We start from the raw sequence: 16198 nt of genomic DNA, 5'->3' as shown, positions 1-16198 counted from the left end.
TCAGTCCTCCTTAATGACGGTTCTTCCGTCAGCCACTTCAATCCTGCCTTCGCAGAACAGTGAAACCGCTTTGGGCAGCAACTTCCATTCCGCCTGCTCCATCACCCTGCGCTGGAGGATTTCCGGCGTATCACCCGGCAGAACCTCCACCGCCTTTTGCAGAATAATCGGCCCGCCGTCGCAGACCTCGTTAACAAAATGCACGGTCGCCCCCGTTACCCTGACTCCCTTCGCAAGCGCAGCCTCATGGACCTTCAGCCCATAGAAGCCTTCTCCGCAGAAGGAAGGAATCAAAGCCGGATGGACATTGATGATTCTGTTTTCATAGTGCCGGACAACCCTTTCGCTGATAATAGTCATAAAGCCCGCAAGGACAACCAGACCGATTTCGTACCGGTTCAGGATTTCCAGAAGGGAACGGTCGTAGTCCTCCTGCGCCGCAAAGCTCTTTCGGAGCAGGATTTCCGTAGGAATGCCCGCCTTTTCCGCGCGCCGCAGGGCAAAAGCATCCGCCCTGCCGGAAATGACAAGCGCCAGCTTTCCGCCGCTGAGCTCGGACCGGTTCCGGGCGTCAATCAGCGCCTGCAGATTTGTTCCGCCGCCGGAAACCAGAACAGCGATGTTCAGCATAGGATGACACCTTCCCCGCCGGAAACCACGCTTCCGATCACATAGGCGTGCTCGCCCATGGAATTCAGTTCGGCGACCGCGGGATTAGCCTGCTCTTTGGAGACAACCATGCACATGCCGATCCCCATATTAAAAGTATTGTACATTTCGCGCTCAGGGATATTCCCCTGCCTCTGCATCATGGAAAAAACCGGCAGCTTCGGCAGGGAGGCCAGTTCGATTTTAGCCGTCGTGTCAGGCTTGAGCATACGCGGGATATTTTCAAAAAATCCGCCGCCCGTAATGTGGGAAACCGCCTTGATGCCGACCTTTTCCATCAGCGCCAGCACCGGCTTCACATAAATTTTAGTCGGAGTCAGAAGCTCTTCCCCAAGGGTATGGCCAAATTCATTGATCTGCATATTGATATTTTTCTCGCTGATATTGAAAATTTTACGCACCAGCGAAAAACCGTTGGAATGAACGCCGGATGACTGCAGCCCGACGATTGCGTCGCCGACCTCAATTTTGGACCCGTCAATGATGCGGTCCCTGTCGACCATCCCGACGGAGAAACCCGCCAGGTCGTATTCGTCCATAGGATAAAAGCCGGGCATTTCCGCCGTTTCCCCGCCGACCAGCGCGCAGCCGGACTGCACGCAGCCGTCCGCGACGCCCGATACGATCTGCGCAATCTTTTCCGGATAGTTTTTCCCTACCGCGAGATAATCCAGGAAAAAGAGCGGCGTTGCCCCGCAGCAAACGACGTCGTTGACGCACATTGCCACACAGTCGATCCCGATCGTGTCATGCTTGTCCATTAAAAAAGCGATTTTCAGCTTTGTGCCCACGCCGTCCGTGCCGCTTACAAAAACCGGCGTCTTCATCCCGGAAAGATCCGGTTGGAACAACCCGCCGAAGCCGCCGATTCCCGAAACCACGCCCGGTATTTTGGTCCGGGCCACATGGTTCTTCATCAATTCGACCGCTTTATATCCGGCGGTAACGTCGACTCCGGCCGCTTTATAACTTTCGCTGAAACTTTTCATGTCCGATCCTCCCAATTTTTTCTCACAGTTCCTGAACCTTCGCCTGCAGCGCCTCATCCTTCTTCGCAACGCCCTGAGCCATTGCCTGTTTCATTTCCCGCAGCTTTGCGGCCAGCGTTTCGTCCGAAAGGGCCAGCATCTGCGCCGCAAGAATCGCGGCGTTATCCGCGCCGTCGATCGCTACGGTGGCAACCGGAATCCCGCTCGGCATCTGCACCGTCGCCAAGAGGGCGTCAAGCCCGTCGAGAGTGGAGGACTTGACCGGAATGCCGATGACCGGCAGGGTGGTGTGCGCGGCAAGCACGCCCGCCAGATGTGCCGCCTTCCCCGCCGCCGCAATGATTACCCCGAATCCGTTCTCAGCGGCGGAACGGGAGAATTCCGCGGCCGCCTGCGGCGTTCTGTGCGCGGACATCACATGTACTTCCATCGGGATTCCAAACGCTTTCAGCCGCTTCACAGCAGCCGAGACGACCGGGAAGTCGCTGTCGCTTCCCATGATGATCGCTACTTTTTTATCTTCCATCATTACACTCTCCTATCGTTTTCCGTCGGTCCGGAGCAATAAAAAACAGGCTGCACCATGAGATGGCACAGCCTGAAGCCATTATAACATCCGGAATATTGGCGCAGCTTGACAGTAAACAATTCCGATTCCCTTGAACCTATGAACGGAAGACACTGTCATTGCATTTCCCTCCGACAACACATAATGTATTTATTGTAGGTGATTCCGACGATAAATTCAATAGTTGTATATGCGAAAAATTTTTTTTGTACAGTTATCACGCGCAGGGCGGCTTATCGTGTTGTAATTTGTATAGTATGACCCGGCTTATTCCGCGGCGCCGGCATCATTCGCCACCAGTTCCTTCAGGGATGTGGCAAGACCCGCAAAAGACTGGAGGTTGGACGGAATAATAATTTTCGTGGCTTTTCCGTCTGCGGCCTTTTCAAACGCTTCCAGACTCTTGAGCGCAACGACCCTGTCGCCCGGATTAGCCTCGTTCAGAAGCTTGATACTGTCTGCATAGGCCTGCTGTACCAGCATGATCGCCTGCGCTTCGCCCTGCGCCTCACGGATTTTTGTTTCCTTTTCCGCGTCCGCGCGCAGAATCGCGGATTCCTTCTCGCCTTCCGCAATCAGGATGGCACTGCGCTTTTCGCCTTCCGCGGTCAGAATCTGGGCACGGCGCTCACGCTCGGCCTTCATCTGCTTCTCCATGGACTCCTGAATCTCCCTCGGCGGGATGATGTTTTTCAGTTCCACGCGGTTGACCTTGATGCCCCACGCGTCGGTGGCTTCGTCAAGGATGGTGCGGATTTTGGTATTGATGACGTCGCGGGAGGTCAGCGTATGGTCCAGCTCCAGATCGCCGATGATGTTTCTCAGCGTGGTAGCGGACAGATTTTCGATCGCGGAAATCGGCCGCTCCACACCGTAGGCATAGAGCTTCGCGTCGGAAACCTGAAAATACACGACGGTGTCGATCTGCATGGTGACGTTATCCTTTGTGATAACGGGCTGCGGCGGGAAATCGATGACCTGTTCCTTTAAAGAAACCCTTTTTGAGATCTTGTCGATAAACGGGATTTTAAAGTGAAGGCCGGTCGTCCAGGTGCTGTTGTAAGCGCCGAGACGTTCCACCACATACACGTGAGCCTGTGGCACAACCTTGATATTGCTGATTAAAATAATAAGAACAATAATTGCAAGCGCGACCAGAAAGATCGCCGCCAGATTGATTCCCATTCTATTCTTCCTCCTTCATTCCGTTATGTACCGTTACAATCAGTTTAACCCCTTCGATTGCTTTGATCAGTACATGCTCTCCGATTTTTATGACCGAACCGTCCTCGCTCCGCGCCGTCCAGACGCTGCCCAGAACATGCACCTGTCCTACGCTCAGGGTATTGTTAATTTCGGCTGTCACAATGCCGTCCTTTCCAATATAGCGATCCGCATTGGTCTCTTCTTTCTTGAAATCCATCAGTTTTTTTACCAACGGCCTGGTACTCACCAGCGTAATGGCGGTTACCGCCACAAACACCACCGCTTGGGTCCAAAGCTCGGCTCCGCAGAGGTTTGCCATCAGCGCGCCGACCCCGCCCGCAACAAACCAGATGGAAACCAGCTGAGCGGTAGAGCCTTCGACGACTGCCGCGACAATAATCACCGCAAGCCAAAAGTAAGGCAAATATGTCTCCATGTTTTCACTCCTTCCGATGCTGCGTTTATCTTACCACAATTCCAATAGGAAAACAACAACGCCAAATCGTCAAAAAAGACGGTTTCGGCCCGTTTTTTACCGCGCGGAAAATCCATCCCCCCGGCCCGGGTTGAGGCTGAGTGAACCGGGCCGGCTCTCGCCCGGCCGGTCCGTGGAGGAACAAAGAAAAGGACGGGCGCCCCAAAAAGCGTCCGTCCTTTTGAAAGACTGTTATTTACGATTAATACATGCCGCCCATGCCCGGGTCCGCCGGCATGGCGGGAGCCGGGGCAGGCTCTTTCTTGTCCGTTACCAGAGATTCCGTGGTGAGCACCATGGCCGCTACGGAAGCCGCGTTCTGCAGTGCGGAACGCGTTACCTTGGTCGGGTCCACAATACCGAACGAAGAAATCATATCGCCGTACTCCTCGGTAAGAACGTTGAAGCCGTAGCCAACCTTGTCGGCATTCTTGATGTGCTCTACAATCACAGAGCCTTCCAGGCCCGCGTTTGCGGCGATCTGGCGGATCGGCTCCTCAAGCACTTTCAGGATGATCTTAGCGCCGGTCTTTTCGTCGCCTTCGCCGTCCTCGACAACCTTCTCCACAGCCCTGAAGGTGTTCAGCAGAGCAACGCCGCCGCCCGCTACGATGCCTTCTTCCACAGCAGCCTTTGTTGCGGCAAGGGCATCTTCGATGCGGAGCTTCTGCTCTTTCATTTCCACTTCGGTTGCGGCGCCGACTTTGATAACGGCTACGCCGCCGGAAAGCTTGGCAAGGCGCTCCTGCAGCTTCTCACGGTCGAAGTCGGAGGTTGTGGTCCCGATCTGGGAACGGATCTGGGATACCCTTGCTTTGATCTCATCCTTATCGCCGGAACCGTCGACAATAATGGTGTTCTCTTTGTCCACCTTCACCTGACGCGCGCGACCGAGCTGCTCAACCGTAGTATCCTTGAGCTCCAGCCCCAGCTCTTCGGAAATCACCTGACCGCCTGTCAAAACGGCGATATCGCGAAGCATATCCTTTCTCCTGTCGCCAAAGCCCGGAGCCTTTACACCGACACAGGTAAAGGTGCCGCGCAGTTTATTCAGGATCAGGGTGGTAAGAGCCTCGCCCTCGATATCCTCCGCAATGATGACCAGCTTCTTGCCGGATTGTACGATTTTTTCCAGAAGCGGAAGGATTTCCTGGATATTGGAAATCTTCTTGTCTGTAATCAAAATATATGCATCATCAATAACGGCTTCCATTTTTTCCGTGTCTGTTACCATATAGGGGGTAATATAGCCGCGGTCGAACATCATGCCTTCTACGACCTCGGAGTATGTCTCAGCCGTTTTGGATTCTTCCACTGTAATGACCCCGTCGGAGGTTACTTTCTCCATTGCTTCGGAAATCAGCTTGCCGATAAAATCACTGGAAGCGGAAATCGTTGCAACACGGGCGATATCCTCGGAACCGGAAACCTTTTTGGAATGATCTGCCAGAGATTTTACGGCGGCGTCGACGGCCTTCTGTACGCCTTTGCGGACCTCCATCGGATTGGCGCCCGCGGTTACGTTTTTCATGCCCTCGCGGATAATGGCCTGCGCAAGCAGAGTGGCCGTGGTGGTACCGTCGCCGGCAACGTCGTTTGTTTTTGTCGCGACTTCCTTAACAAGCTGGGCGCCCATGTTTTCATAAGCGTCTTCCAGCTCGATCTCTTTGGCAATGGTAACACCGTCGTTGGTGATGAGGGGAGCGCCGAATTTTTTGTCGAGAACGACGTTCCTGCCCTTCGGGCCAAGGGTGATTTTCACTGTATCAGCAAGCTGATTAATACCGCTTAAAAGCGCTTTTCTGGCATCCTCGCCGTAAATAATCTGTTTAGCCATTGTTTATTTCCTCCAATATCAATTTATGATCTCTATCAATTACTCTACAACTGCAAGAATATCGCTCTGGCGAACGATGGTAAATTCCTCACCGTCGATCTTGATTTCGGTTCCGGAATACTTGCTTGTTATGACTCTGTCACCCTTTTTCACATACATTTTAATTTCTTTGCCGTCCACGACGCCGCCGGGTCCTGCCTCGATCACATCCGCAATCTGCGGCTTTTCCTTTGCGGAGCCGGCAAGAAGAATACCGCCCTTCGTGGTCTCCTCGGCTTCTTCCATCCTAATTAAAATTCTGTCTGCCAATGGTTTAATAGTCATAATATGTCCTCCTTCAAATAATTGATTTGTTTTAGCACTCATATTCCCAGAGTGCTAAGATATATTTTATATACTTATGACCGGAAAATCAAGTGCTTTTTTCTAAAAAACTGCAATTTCATAAATTATTTACAATTATTGTGAATTTTTGGGATTTTTAAACCGGCACAATAAAATTAACGGCGTTCGGAACCACCTCAAAGCGAAGGCTTTTGATTGTGGCGCATTCGCCGTCAAAGTTGGCGACGGCCAGATCCGGCGCTGTGATTTCCATTTTCTTTCCCCGGCAAAAGGTCAAAAGGCCTTTGAATTTCTCGGATTCCAGATGTTCGCCGTTCTTGTATATTTTAATCAGCGGCGGAATTTTATACAGAGGCGGCTTTTTAATCAGCACAAAATCCAGCAGCCCGTCGTCCGGAACGGCCCGCGGCGCGCCGCAAAAGCCCCCGCCGTAATACTTTCCGCTGCCGGCCAGAGCGAACAGGTAAGTGCCGTCAAACTTTTTGCCGCCGTCGATCAGAATCTCCAGCCGCTCGCCCAGCCTGCCGATCAGTGCTTTTACAAGGGCCAGATTATAGGCCGTGGGCCCGCTGATAAAGGGAATGTCCTTGAATTTCACCATTTCAAAAGCGACCCTGGCGTCCAGTCCCACGGAACAAAGGTTAATGGAATACCCCCCGTCGGAATGAATCATATCCACGGGGCGGGAGTGTGCTTTCAACTGCTTTTTCAAGGATAAAAAGTTCGCGGGCTCCCCAAAAGTTTTGATATAGTCATTGCCCGAACCGCACGGAAAAATTCCTACCTCGGCATTTTTTCTCCCGATGGCGCCGGCCGCCGTTTCGCTCAGAGTCCCGTCTCCTCCGATGGCGTAAATCCGGACCGGGTCCCCTTTTCCGCTCTCTGTTTCCGCAAGCTCCGCGGCGTGCTTCGGCCTCTCGGTAACATAACAGGAGAACTCGATTCCGTTCGCGTCCAGATATTCGCGGATAGCGGGAAAAAGGGTATCATAAGCATTCTTTTTTCCGGCAACAGGATTCACAATAAATACATACCGCATGATAGCCTCCAGCTGAAAGGATTTGAGGAATGTTATTTAAAATACATGTAGTATTGGCATTTAATCATGCCGTTGTAAAGCTTTCTGCGCCGGTCAGCCTTGCGGCCGAAACAATCTTCAAAGGTCTCGTCCGGGCTGATAATGGAGTAACTCCATCCATGCCTGCGTTCAAAGACGCTGCCCATGGTCCTGTAAAGCTCTTCCGCCTGACGCATGTCCAAAAGGCGCTCCCCATAGGGCGGGTTACAGATCACGCAGCCGTATTCGCCCACTGGCTTAAAATCCTCTATTCCCCGCTTTTCCGCGTGAATCTGGGAAATGACCCCGGCCTTTTTCGCGTTTTCAAGCGTGAGCGTGACCGCCGCGCCGTCAATATCGTAGCCGTGAGCAGTAAACGGAGCGTCGCGCAGGACCATGCTCTGCGCGCGTACCTTTTCCTTCTGCCAAAGACTTTTGTCGATACAATCCCAGCGTTCGGCGGAAAAATGGCGCTGCAGACCCGGCGCGATATTCAGCGCGTACAGGGCGGCCTCAATCAGAAGAGTGCCGGAACCACAGAACGGGTCGATAAAATTCGCGTCGTGCCGCACGCGGGAAAGATGTACCATACAGGCGGCAAGCGTCTCCTTAATCGGCGCTTCCGTGGAGCTTGCGCGGTATCCCCGCTTGTGAAGCCCCTCTCCGGAGGTATCGATCATAATGCTGGCCTGATCCTTCATGATCAGGAACTGGACCTGAAAAAGCGTTTCCGTCTCCTCGAACCAGCCGACATGGTACTTTTGCTTTAAACGCTCCACAATCGCTTTCTTGATGATGGACTGGCAGTCGGGAACACTGGACAGCTTGGAATTCAGGCTGCGTCCCTTGACCGGGAAACGGTCGTTTTTCCCGATCCACCGCTCCCACGGCAGGGCCTTTACCCCCTGAAAGAGCTCCTCAAAGCTGAGCGCCCGAAAATTTCCCATCTGCACGAGCACGCGTTCCCCGTAACGCGACCAAAAATTCGCACGGACAAGCATTTCGTCGGAACCGTCAAAAACGACCCGTCCGTTCTGGGGCTCCACATTTTTCGCGTCCATTGCGCGCAGTTCTTCCGCCACAAGGCCTTCCACCCCGAGAAGGCAGGGGCATACCAATTTAAAATGATCCATAATTCCACTCCAAAATGAAAATATGGGGCTGCGACAGTACGCAGCCCCAATCGTTATAGAAAACTATTCTCTATCAGGCACCGTGTTTTATCACCAAAACAGTGCGGGTGCGAATATTTTATTATTCCGTATCCGGCTCCAATAATCCGTAATTTCCGTCCTTGCGCTTATAAACCACATTGATTTCTCCGCTCTGTTCGTCGCGGAACATAAAAAACTGATGGCCGAGCAGGTTCATCTGAAGAATCGCTTCCTCCGTACTGAGAGGTTTTACAAAGAAATGCTTGGTACGCACGATCTTATATTCGCTGACGTCCTCTTCGGCAGTATGCAGATAATCCTGTACATACTGGTCGAGCGCGGCAGAATGGATTTCTTTCTCAAGCCTTGTCTTATTTTTACGGATTTGCCTGCCCAGCGCGCTGACCACCTGATCCAGCGCATCGTTCATCTCAAAGTCCGTTGCTTCCGCACGATAAATCATTCCCCGCGATTTAATCGTAATTTCGACCGTCTGGCGGTTCCTCTCCAGGGTCACCACCACATTGGCCTGCGCGTCTTCATCAAAAATTCTGTCAAAGCGCGACAGCTTCTTTGCAGCCAGCTCCTTAAAATTATCACGCAGATTGACCTTCCTGCCAGTAACAGTAATCTTCATAGGAACATCTCCTTTTTCTATTCTTAAAAAAGAACACCGATTACCTATAATATACCATAATCATACGGCAAATAAAAGCGCCAGGAAATTTAAATGGTAATTTTCTTGTGGCGGGTCACATGGCAGCCTACGTTGACCGCCACCGGCAGCCCGGCAATGTGAGTGGGAAACTGCTCGATATTCACCGCAAGAGCCGTTGTAAGCCCGCCAAAGCCTTGCGGGCCGACGTTCAGCTCATTGATCCTTTCGAGCATCCGCCGCTCCAGCCCGGCGTAAAACGGGTCGGAATTCCGCTGCGAAACCGGGCGGCAGAGCGCCTGCTTTGCCAGCAGCGCGCATTTTTCAAAATCTCCGCCGATACCCACGCCCAAAACAACCGGAGGACACGGATTCCCGCCCGCAATCCGAACCGTGTCCGCGATAAAAGCGATGATTTCATCCACGCCTGCGGACGGGGTAAACATTTTGATCCGGCTCATATTTTCGCTGCCGAAGCCTTTCGGGGCCGCGGTAATCGTAAGCTTGTCCCCGGGAACCAGGCGCAGGTGGATGACGGCGGGCGTGTTGTCCCCCGTATTCCCCCTGCAGATAGGATCCGCGGCCACCGAACAGCGCAGCCGGCCTTCGAGATACCCCCGGCGCACCCCTTCGTTGACGGCGTCCTCAAACGAGCCGCCGGTCAGGTGAACCTCCTGCCCGATTTCAGCAAAAACCACAGCCATGCCCGTGTCCTGACAGATGGGGATTTCGAGCTCCCGCGCGGCATTCATATTTTCGCACAGATCGCACAGAACGGCCCTGCCGATCGGGGACGTTTCCTTCTCCGAGGCGTCGGCGATACAGTTTTCAAGGTCCTTAGGCAAAACGCGGTTCGCGTCAATAAAAAGCTTTTTAATCGCTTCTGTGATCTGTGAAACATCAATCTCTCTCATACGCGCTCCCTCATTGAATGATTTTTCCGTTGGCGATCACATATTTCGGTTTGGAAGTCATTTCGAGCGGATTGCCGTCAAAGACGACCATATCCGCGTCTTTTCCGGGTTCAATCGAACCCACCCTGCCGTCGATCCCGCAGATTTTCGCCGGGTTGATGGTAATCGCCTTCAAAGCGTCCTCATAGCGCATTCCCTCGCGCACGGCAAGCGCCGCGCAGGTCGGAAGATACTGCAGCGGAACGACGGGATGGTCGCTGATAATCGCGGTAAGAATGCCCGCATTTGCGAGAATTCCCGGATTTTGCGGCGTTAAATTTTTCAGCTCCGGCTTGGAGCGGTCGCAAAGGAAGGGACCGGCCAGCACCCGTACGCCGTCCTTTGCCAGCGCGTCCGCAATCAGGTGCCCCTCCGTGCCGTGGACAATCACGTAATTCAGGTGAAATTCTTTGGCGATGCGGACGGCGGTAAAAATATCGTCGGCGCGGTGCGCGTGGAAATGCACCTCTATTTCACCCCTGAGGGCGGGAAGCAGCGCCTCGGACTTCATATCGAATTCGGGCGCGTCAAAGTCCTCGTCGGTCTTAGAGCGCTCCAGGTCCTTCTGATACCGCTGCGCCTTGAAAAGCTCCTCGCGGATCAGGGCGGCCGTCGCCATCCTTGTGGAGGGGGCAAGATTTTTGCCGTGATACACGGATTTCGGATTCTCCCCCAGCGCCATTTTTATGGCGACAGGAGCTTTTACCAGCATGTCGTCGATCCGTCCCCCGCAGGTCTTGATCGCGGCGAGCTGGCCGCCGATCGGGTTGGCGCTGCCGGGGCCGGTCACCACCGTCGTAACGCCGGCGGCAAGGGCTTCGCCAAAGCAGCGGTCGATGGGGTTCACCGCGTCAATAGCGCGCAGCTGCGGCGTAACGGGGTCTGTTTCCTCGTTCCCGTCGTCCCCCTCAAACGTAAGGCCGTCCTCCCACATGCCGAGATGTGTGTGCGCATCCACAAAGCCCGGATAAACCCCGGCTCCCCGAACGTCGAGGACCTGCTCATCCTGTGCGGGCCGTACGGAGCCGGAACCCAGAGAATCGATTTTTTCGCCTTTTGTGCGGATCCAGCCGTCTTCTATGACCTTGCCCGCCATCGTATCAATTTTTGCATGAATAATCAGCATTGTTTTTCCTCCAACAAAAAAGCGGAGTGCGTGCACTCCGCTGAAATTATTTCGACTGGCCGGAACCGCCGTGCTTGGAAAAGCCGCCGCGCTTTGACTCCACGCATCTTTTCAGATCCGACATCTTTTCATCACTTGTCTGCTTGAACTTGGACATCATATCCTCAAAGCTTGTCGCTTCGCTTTTTCTGCCCTGCCACTCGTAGTTTCCCGGCCTGGATACGCGTGGGGCGGGAGCATTGCCTCGCGGTGCGGGTGGAATGGCCTTTTTCATGGAAAGGCTGACTTTCCCGTCCTCGCTGATGCTCATTACCTTGACCTTCACCATTTGGTTCTCGGTTACGAAGTCGCGTATTTCCTTAACAAAGGTGGGTGCGACTTCCGAAATGTGCACCATACCGGTTTTGCCGCCCGGCAGCTCTACAAAAGCGCCGAATTTTGTAATGCCCGTAACTTTTCCTTCCAGGATCGTTCCTACCTCAAGCTGCATATGTAAGTGATTTCCTCCTTAATAATAGAGCGATTAATTCCCCGCAATATTAACAAAAACACGTTCTCCCGGCTTGGCAAAGTTCAGGCTTTCGCGCGCAACGCGTTCAATATAATCGTTGTTCCCGTTTGCGCCCGTGCTCAGGGCATGTTTTATGTCCTCGTTTTTTACCTGCTGAATGACGATCTTCTGCTTAACGGCCGCAAGTTCCTGGCGTTTCTGGCTGATCTGAACCTGTTGATTAACAAGCGCAACAATCGTATAGATTGCAAAAGCAAAGATAGCCGTACGCAGCAAAAAACTGCCCTTTTGCTTTTTTTTCTTGATAACCTTCATAACTCAGCGGCGCCTCCTAAGCTTTGCTGTCTTTTTCCGCTTCTTTTCCTTTTTTCGTTCAGGCTTTGCTTTGAAATGATTATACACTATTTGGCGGTGAGGTTTCAAGCGTTTTTTCAGATTTGACGCGACTATTTTTGTATTCTTACCAATTTTCTTCAGAACAGAGAGAAGCAAATGAGATATTTTAGCAAATAATTTCTTTATAGGAACAATAATAAATTTTCGGACGATTTTCGCCATAAAACGAAACACACGGTAGGTTACCGTACCTACCGTCAAATAATACAGGCACCAGCCGATTCCTTCCCCCGCCAGAATATAAAACCTTACTTCTCCGTAATTGACGCCCAGGGCAAGAAGGAAGGTAACAAACGCCGCCGTGACCATATAGAACAGATCCTGAAAAAACACGGCGCGGCGTTCCGACTGGAATACGGTGCGGAAGATGCGGAAAATATCATAATATGCGCCCAGAAATACGCCGGCAGCAATGGCGATGACAAACCCCTGAAGCTGGGCAGTGAGAGATAAATTCAAATAACCTCACTCCCCTATTTAAACAGCCTCGAGAAAAAGCCGCCTGAAAGCTGGTTTTCAGCATAGGACATGGCGCTGATATCGCCGGTCAAGGTCAGTTCGCCGGTTTCAATATTCAATTTATTGATCTGCAGCTTTGTCCCCTTAATAATCAGCTGGCCAAGGTCGGTGTAAGCGACAATGGTCTGTTCGTCAAAGCTGTCGACATTGGAAACGCCGGTGGCGGTCAAAGCGCGACGGTTCTCAAGGATCAGGCTGTGCGGTACCTTCACAGACTTTTTTTCTTCAGCCATTTCGAGACCCTCCTATTCATTCATACCAATTTGTATGCATAAACAGAGGGACATATACTTAAAGGTTCGCGGGTCCGTCCGACAGAACGCGGTACATTTCCGCGGCCTCTTCCTTTTTCGCGTATTCGTTTACGCTGAGCACCCGCGCCTTTACGCTGCGCGAACCGAGCTGCAGCTCCAGAATATCGTCTACCTTCACGTCGTAGGAGGCTCTGGCCGGTTTTCCGTTCACAAGCACCCGGCCGGCGTCGCAGGCTTCGTTCGCGATCGTGCGGCGCTTAATGATACGGGATATTTTCAGATATTTGTCCAATCGCATCGTATAACTCCTTCTGAATAAATAAAAGGCTGTAACGTCATAGTCTGTTACAGCCTTTTATGAGAACCGTTTTATTTTATTTAGCTGTAGCGTCCTTAAATGCCTTGCCCGCTTTAAAAGCGGGAACTTTGGAAGCGGGAATGGTGATGGGAGAATTTGTTCTCGGGTCACGGCCCTGTCTCTCACTGCGGCTGCGTACTTCAAACGTACCAAAACCAACGATCTGGACTTTTTCATCTTCGGAAACAGCTTTAACGATTGTGTCAATCATTGCATTGACAGCATTATCGGCATCTTTTTTGGACATACCTGCCTTTTCAGCAACAGCAGCAATTAATTCTGTTTTGTTCATAATATTTGACCTCCGTTTTTTTATTATTATTCAACAGCAGAAAGCTGAGAATGATTAATTTGTCTTAGCTTCATTCCAAAGAAAATCAAGCTGTTCCGGCGGCAAAGAAGCCATATCGGCTCCGCGTTCCTTTGCAAGCTGCTCCATTTTCTGAAAGCGCGAGATAAATTTATCACAGGAAAAGCTTAAGGCCTGCTCAGGCTCCATTTTCAAAAACCGCGAAACATTCACGACAGAGAATAAAAGGTCGCCCAATTCTTCCATGCGGTCTTCCCAGCTTCCATTGTCTATCGCTTCCCTTAATTCACAGGTTTCTTCCGCAACCTTATCAAGCGCGCCGGAAATATCGGGCCAGTCAAACCCGACCTTTGCGGCCTTATGCTGCACCTTGGCGCTTCGCATCAAAGCGGGCAGGGCTTTTGAAACGCTTTGCAGAACTTCCGTCTGAGTTGCCTGTTTTTTGGTTTCCTTTTTGATCGCGTCCCAGTTGACAAGAACCTCGTCGGAACTGTTGACGACCGTGCTGCCGAAAACGTGGGGATGGCGGATAATCATCTTTTTGGCAATCCCGTCCACCACATCCGAAAAGTCAAAGCGGCCCGTTTCCTTTTCAAGCTGAGAATGAAACAAAACCTGAAGAAGGACGTCGCCCAGCTCTTCCTTTAAAAGCTCCGTATCCTCATTGTCAATTGCCTCCACGGCCTCATAGGTCTCTTCAATAAAACAATTCCTGATACTATGATGCGTCTGTTCCCTGTCCCACGGACAGCCCTCCGGAGAACGGAGAATCGCCATGATATCCAGCAAATCCTGCATGCTGTATTTTTCCTTGAACTGAAAATCCAAAACAAATATCTCCTGTGAAAGAAAGTATCGGATAAACTGCTATCATTTTACCTTATCCAATTATGTTTTTCAAGTATTTTCACAATTTTTTGTCCTTTTGGAAGCATAAGCACATCGTTCGTATTCAGAGCCTTGAACCACAGCATACAGAGCACATAAATGACTCCCGCCGCGGCGATGGCCAGCAGAGTCGCGATCTTTCCCAGTCCGAGCATCGCGCCCGCCTTCTGAATAAAAAACGCGGCCGACACGCAGATGACGGAAGCCAGCAGCGGCTTCAGGAATATGCTCACAAAATTGATCGTGATCCTTGCTTCCCGGCAAAGGAAGAACAGGGCGAAAACCATAATGAAAATATAGCACACCAGAGTCCCGGTCCCCGCGCCCATCACGTTGATTTCGGGGATTCCGACCAGCGTGTAGTTTAAAACAAGCTTAATCGCAAGGCCGACAGCCAGCAGCTTTACGGGAATATCCACACGGCCCACCGCCTGAAGCATGCTGTTGATCGGCGTGCTCATCGCCGCGAAAATCGCGCCGAGACCCAGCAGCACCAGAATTCTTCCGATGACCGTAGGGGCGTTCTGAGAGCCGTACAGTAAAGTCGCGATCGGCGTGGAGAGTACGGAAAGCCCCAATCCCGCCGGTATGGTTAGCATTGCCACAATCCGAAGAACCGATTCAATGCTTCGCTTAATTTTTTTCGGATTTCCGCCCGTCCAGGCTTCCGTGACGTTCGGAAGGGCGCTGACGCCGAACGCCTGCGTAATAGCGGGCACCAGCATAAACAGGGTCGAGGCGTTGGAAAAGCAGCCAAACAGAAACGTAGGCACATTGTTGAGCTTGACGACGGAGTCGGGCATTACGTTCGCGTACATGCTGAGCAGCACCTGGGAATGCTCAGACATGATATCGTTGATGCGCTTCTGCAGGAACGTACTGTCGATAAAGGTGGAAAGGTTGACCGCAAGCGAGCCCAGCGCAATCGGAATGGCCGTTTTAATCAGGCGGACGGTCGTATGTTTCATGGGCAGCGGGCGGGGGGACGCGTGAAGCATCTCTTTTGTAATCCCGTCGCCGTGCCTTTTATGGTAAATGAAAAGATAGAGGAAACCGAAAACGGAACCGATGGTAACGCCGAAAATCGCCCCCGCGGCGGCATAAGGAAGCGTGGCGATCTTCGCGTATTCCGCCGAAGCCATCTTCACGCCGTAAACCGTACCGCCCGCCGCGAATTCCTTCAATCCGGACTGAATAACCAAAGACGCAAGGGCAAGGCCGAAAACCAGCTTGCACAGCGCTTCCACGATTTCAGAGATCGCGGTGGGATACATGTTGCGCAGGCCCTCATAGTATCCCCGGTAAATCGCCATCAGGCTGTTGAAGAGGATCGCCGGAGCAAGGGCGTAAATCGCGGGAAGCGCGTTTTGCGGGTTGTTCCCGACCGCGTAGGAAACATAGGGCTTCGCCCCGAAAAACATAATGGAAAAAGCGGCAATGCCGAGAAACAGGAAGATCTTGATGGAAACCGTATGGATCTGCCGGATGTCGCGGTACCGGCCGCGGGCGGAGTTTTCCGACACAAGCCGGGAAATAGCGATCGGGAATCCCGCCGTGGCAAGGCTGAAAATCGGGAAATACAGAGAATACGCGTTTCCAAAATAGCCGTTTCCGACGGGCGTCAGGATCCAGGCGAGCGGAATTTTAAACAGCGCTCCGATAATCTTTACCAGAGCAATCGCTACCATCAGGATTAAAGCGCCGTGTAAAAAGCTCTGCTTGCCAACGGCCGCGGTCCTTTTATTTTCCATTGCGACACATCCATTCCAAAGTAATCACATGAATTTCTATCCGTAAACAACAAACGCCTCTTTTCCACAGTCGGGTCGGAAGAAAAGAAGAATTTCCATCGCGCACATCATCTCATGGTAAATAGTATACTAAATAAGTTAAAATATTATGAACATTATTCCGGACATTGAAAAAGA

The 16198-nt window shown here is 52.0% G+C and carries 20 protein-coding genes; all 20 read right to left on the bottom strand.

Annotated elements, in window-relative coordinates:
* Positions 1-630 (bottom strand): phosphoribosylglycinamide formyltransferase, encoded by a 630-nt coding sequence (purN, locus tag ACQGQ5_RS01540; RefSeq protein WP_455734837.1) that lies wholly within the window; start codon positions 628-630, stop codon positions 1-3.
* Positions 624-1658, bottom strand: coding sequence for a phosphoribosylformylglycinamidine cyclo-ligase (purM, locus tag ACQGQ5_RS01535; protein WP_455734836.1), 1035 nt, complete (start codon positions 1656-1658; stop codon positions 624-626). Before purM ends, purN begins: the two co-directional genes overlap by 7 nt.
* Before the next feature lie 22 nt (positions 1659-1680).
* Positions 1681-2187: a 5-(carboxyamino)imidazole ribonucleotide mutase gene (gene purE, locus ACQGQ5_RS01530; protein WP_455734835.1), complete on the bottom strand. Its 507-nt coding sequence runs from the start codon at positions 2185-2187 to the stop codon at positions 1681-1683.
* Between the two features lie 306 nt (positions 2188-2493).
* Complete coding sequence (locus ACQGQ5_RS01525) at positions 2494-3411, bottom strand: SPFH domain-containing protein (RefSeq protein ID WP_455734834.1); 918 nt, start codon at positions 3409-3411, stop codon at positions 2494-2496.
* A gap of 1 nt (position 3412) precedes the next feature.
* A complete protein-coding gene (locus ACQGQ5_RS01520) occupies positions 3413-3868 on the bottom strand; it encodes an NfeD family protein (RefSeq protein ID WP_455734833.1) in 456 nt (151 codons plus the stop codon).
* Between the two features lie 241 nt (positions 3869-4109).
* The gene (groL, locus tag ACQGQ5_RS01515) at positions 4110-5744 is read right to left on the bottom strand and encodes a chaperonin GroEL (RefSeq protein WP_455734832.1); all 1635 of its coding nucleotides are present in this window, start codon (positions 5742-5744) and stop codon (positions 4110-4112) included.
* Between the two features lie 39 nt (positions 5745-5783).
* Positions 5784-6068, bottom strand: a complete 285-nt coding sequence (locus ACQGQ5_RS01510) for a co-chaperone GroES (RefSeq protein ID WP_455734831.1) — start codon at positions 6066-6068, stop codon at positions 5784-5786.
* Positions 6069-6225: 157 nt separating this feature from the next.
* Complete coding sequence (locus ACQGQ5_RS01505; protein WP_455734830.1) at positions 6226-7128, bottom strand: diacylglycerol/lipid kinase family protein; 903 nt, start codon at positions 7126-7128, stop codon at positions 6226-6228.
* 32 nt (positions 7129-7160) lie between these two features.
* The gene (locus tag ACQGQ5_RS01500; protein ID WP_455734829.1) at positions 7161-8279 is read right to left on the bottom strand and encodes a THUMP domain-containing class I SAM-dependent RNA methyltransferase; all 1119 of its coding nucleotides are present in this window, start codon (positions 8277-8279) and stop codon (positions 7161-7163) included.
* Positions 8280-8400: 121 nt separating this feature from the next.
* On the bottom strand, positions 8401-8937 hold the full coding sequence (hpf, locus tag ACQGQ5_RS01495) for a ribosome hibernation-promoting factor, HPF/YfiA family (protein WP_455734828.1): 537 nt from the start codon (positions 8935-8937) through the stop codon (positions 8401-8403).
* Positions 8938-9026: 89 nt separating this feature from the next.
* Positions 9027-9869: a fumarate hydratase gene (locus ACQGQ5_RS01490; RefSeq protein WP_455734827.1), complete on the bottom strand. Its 843-nt coding sequence runs from the start codon at positions 9867-9869 to the stop codon at positions 9027-9029.
* A gap of 10 nt (positions 9870-9879) precedes the next feature.
* On the bottom strand, positions 9880-11034 hold the full coding sequence (locus tag ACQGQ5_RS01485) for an amidohydrolase (protein ID WP_455734826.1): 1155 nt from the start codon (positions 11032-11034) through the stop codon (positions 9880-9882).
* Positions 11035-11080: 46 nt separating this feature from the next.
* Positions 11081-11524, bottom strand: a complete 444-nt coding sequence (locus ACQGQ5_RS01480; RefSeq protein WP_444657813.1) for a S1 RNA-binding domain-containing protein — start codon at positions 11522-11524, stop codon at positions 11081-11083.
* Positions 11525-11557: 33 nt separating this feature from the next.
* On the bottom strand, positions 11558-11860 hold the full coding sequence (locus ACQGQ5_RS01475) for an FtsB family cell division protein (protein WP_455734825.1): 303 nt from the start codon (positions 11858-11860) through the stop codon (positions 11558-11560).
* A 3-nt stretch (positions 11861-11863) separates the two neighbouring features.
* The gene (gene yabQ, locus ACQGQ5_RS01470; RefSeq protein ID WP_455734824.1) at positions 11864-12400 is read right to left on the bottom strand and encodes a spore cortex biosynthesis protein YabQ; all 537 of its coding nucleotides are present in this window, start codon (positions 12398-12400) and stop codon (positions 11864-11866) included.
* A 14-nt stretch (positions 12401-12414) separates the two neighbouring features.
* Complete coding sequence (gene yabP, locus ACQGQ5_RS01465) at positions 12415-12693, bottom strand: sporulation protein YabP (protein WP_455734823.1); 279 nt, start codon at positions 12691-12693, stop codon at positions 12415-12417.
* Positions 12694-12751: 58 nt separating this feature from the next.
* On the bottom strand, positions 12752-13012 hold the full coding sequence (locus ACQGQ5_RS01460) for an RNA-binding S4 domain-containing protein (RefSeq protein ID WP_455734822.1): 261 nt from the start codon (positions 13010-13012) through the stop codon (positions 12752-12754).
* 76 nt (positions 13013-13088) lie between these two features.
* Positions 13089-13364 (bottom strand): HU family DNA-binding protein, encoded by a 276-nt coding sequence (locus tag ACQGQ5_RS01455; RefSeq protein WP_038324296.1) that lies wholly within the window; start codon positions 13362-13364, stop codon positions 13089-13091.
* A 54-nt stretch (positions 13365-13418) separates the two neighbouring features.
* Positions 13419-14210: a nucleoside triphosphate pyrophosphohydrolase gene (mazG, locus tag ACQGQ5_RS01450; protein WP_455734821.1), complete on the bottom strand. Its 792-nt coding sequence runs from the start codon at positions 14208-14210 to the stop codon at positions 13419-13421.
* A 47-nt stretch (positions 14211-14257) separates the two neighbouring features.
* Positions 14258-16021, bottom strand: coding sequence for a putative polysaccharide biosynthesis protein (locus tag ACQGQ5_RS01445; RefSeq protein ID WP_455734820.1), 1764 nt, complete (start codon positions 16019-16021; stop codon positions 14258-14260).
* Positions 16022-16198 lie beyond the last annotated feature (177 nt).

The organism is Caproiciproducens sp., from assembly GCF_053840905.1.
Note: the sequence above shows the minus strand (reverse complement) of the source record. Positions and strands in the feature narration are given on the sequence as shown.

Coding starts and splice junctions, on each gene's coding strand:
- ACQGQ5_RS01475 (WP_455734825.1), bottom strand. CDS start 11,860: ATGAAGGTTATCAAGAAAAAAAAGCAAAAGGGCAGTTTTTTGCTGCGT.
- ACQGQ5_RS01485 (WP_455734826.1), bottom strand. CDS start 11,034: ATGCTGATTATTCATGCAAAAATTGATACGATGGCGGGCAAGGTCATA.
- ACQGQ5_RS01445 (WP_455734820.1), bottom strand. CDS start 16,021: ATGGAAAATAAAAGGACCGCGGCCGTTGGCAAGCAGAGCTTTTTACAC.
- ACQGQ5_RS01520 (WP_455734833.1), bottom strand. CDS start 3,868: ATGGAGACATATTTGCCTTACTTTTGGCTTGCGGTGATTATTGTCGCG.
- yabP (WP_455734823.1), bottom strand. CDS start 12,693: ATGGCTGAAGAAAAAAAGTCTGTGAAGGTACCGCACAGCCTGATCCTT.
- ACQGQ5_RS01505 (WP_455734830.1), bottom strand. CDS start 7,128: ATGCGGTATGTATTTATTGTGAATCCTGTTGCCGGAAAAAAGAATGCT.
- purE (WP_455734835.1), bottom strand. CDS start 2,187: ATGATGGAAGATAAAAAAGTAGCGATCATCATGGGAAGCGACAGCGAC.
- ACQGQ5_RS01480 (WP_444657813.1), bottom strand. CDS start 11,524: ATGCAGCTTGAGGTAGGAACGATCCTGGAAGGAAAAGTTACGGGCATT.
- ACQGQ5_RS01510 (WP_455734831.1), bottom strand. CDS start 6,068: ATGACTATTAAACCATTGGCAGACAGAATTTTAATTAGGATGGAAGAA.
- groL (WP_455734832.1), bottom strand. CDS start 5,744: ATGGCTAAACAGATTATTTACGGCGAGGATGCCAGAAAAGCGCTTTTA.
- ACQGQ5_RS01455 (WP_038324296.1), bottom strand. CDS start 13,364: ATGAACAAAACAGAATTAATTGCTGCTGTTGCTGAAAAGGCAGGTATG.
- purN (WP_455734837.1), bottom strand. CDS start 630: ATGCTGAACATCGCTGTTCTGGTTTCCGGCGGCGGAACAAATCTGCAG.
- ACQGQ5_RS01500 (WP_455734829.1), bottom strand. CDS start 8,279: ATGGATCATTTTAAATTGGTATGCCCCTGCCTTCTCGGGGTGGAAGGC.
- hpf (WP_455734828.1), bottom strand. CDS start 8,937: ATGAAGATTACTGTTACTGGCAGGAAGGTCAATCTGCGTGATAATTTT.
- ACQGQ5_RS01460 (WP_455734822.1), bottom strand. CDS start 13,012: ATGCGATTGGACAAATATCTGAAAATATCCCGTATCATTAAGCGCCGC.
- ACQGQ5_RS01490 (WP_455734827.1), bottom strand. CDS start 9,869: ATGAGAGAGATTGATGTTTCACAGATCACAGAAGCGATTAAAAAGCTT.
- ACQGQ5_RS01525 (WP_455734834.1), bottom strand. CDS start 3,411: ATGGGAATCAATCTGGCGGCGATCTTTCTGGTCGCGCTTGCAATTATT.
- purM (WP_455734836.1), bottom strand. CDS start 1,658: ATGAAAAGTTTCAGCGAAAGTTATAAAGCGGCCGGAGTCGACGTTACC.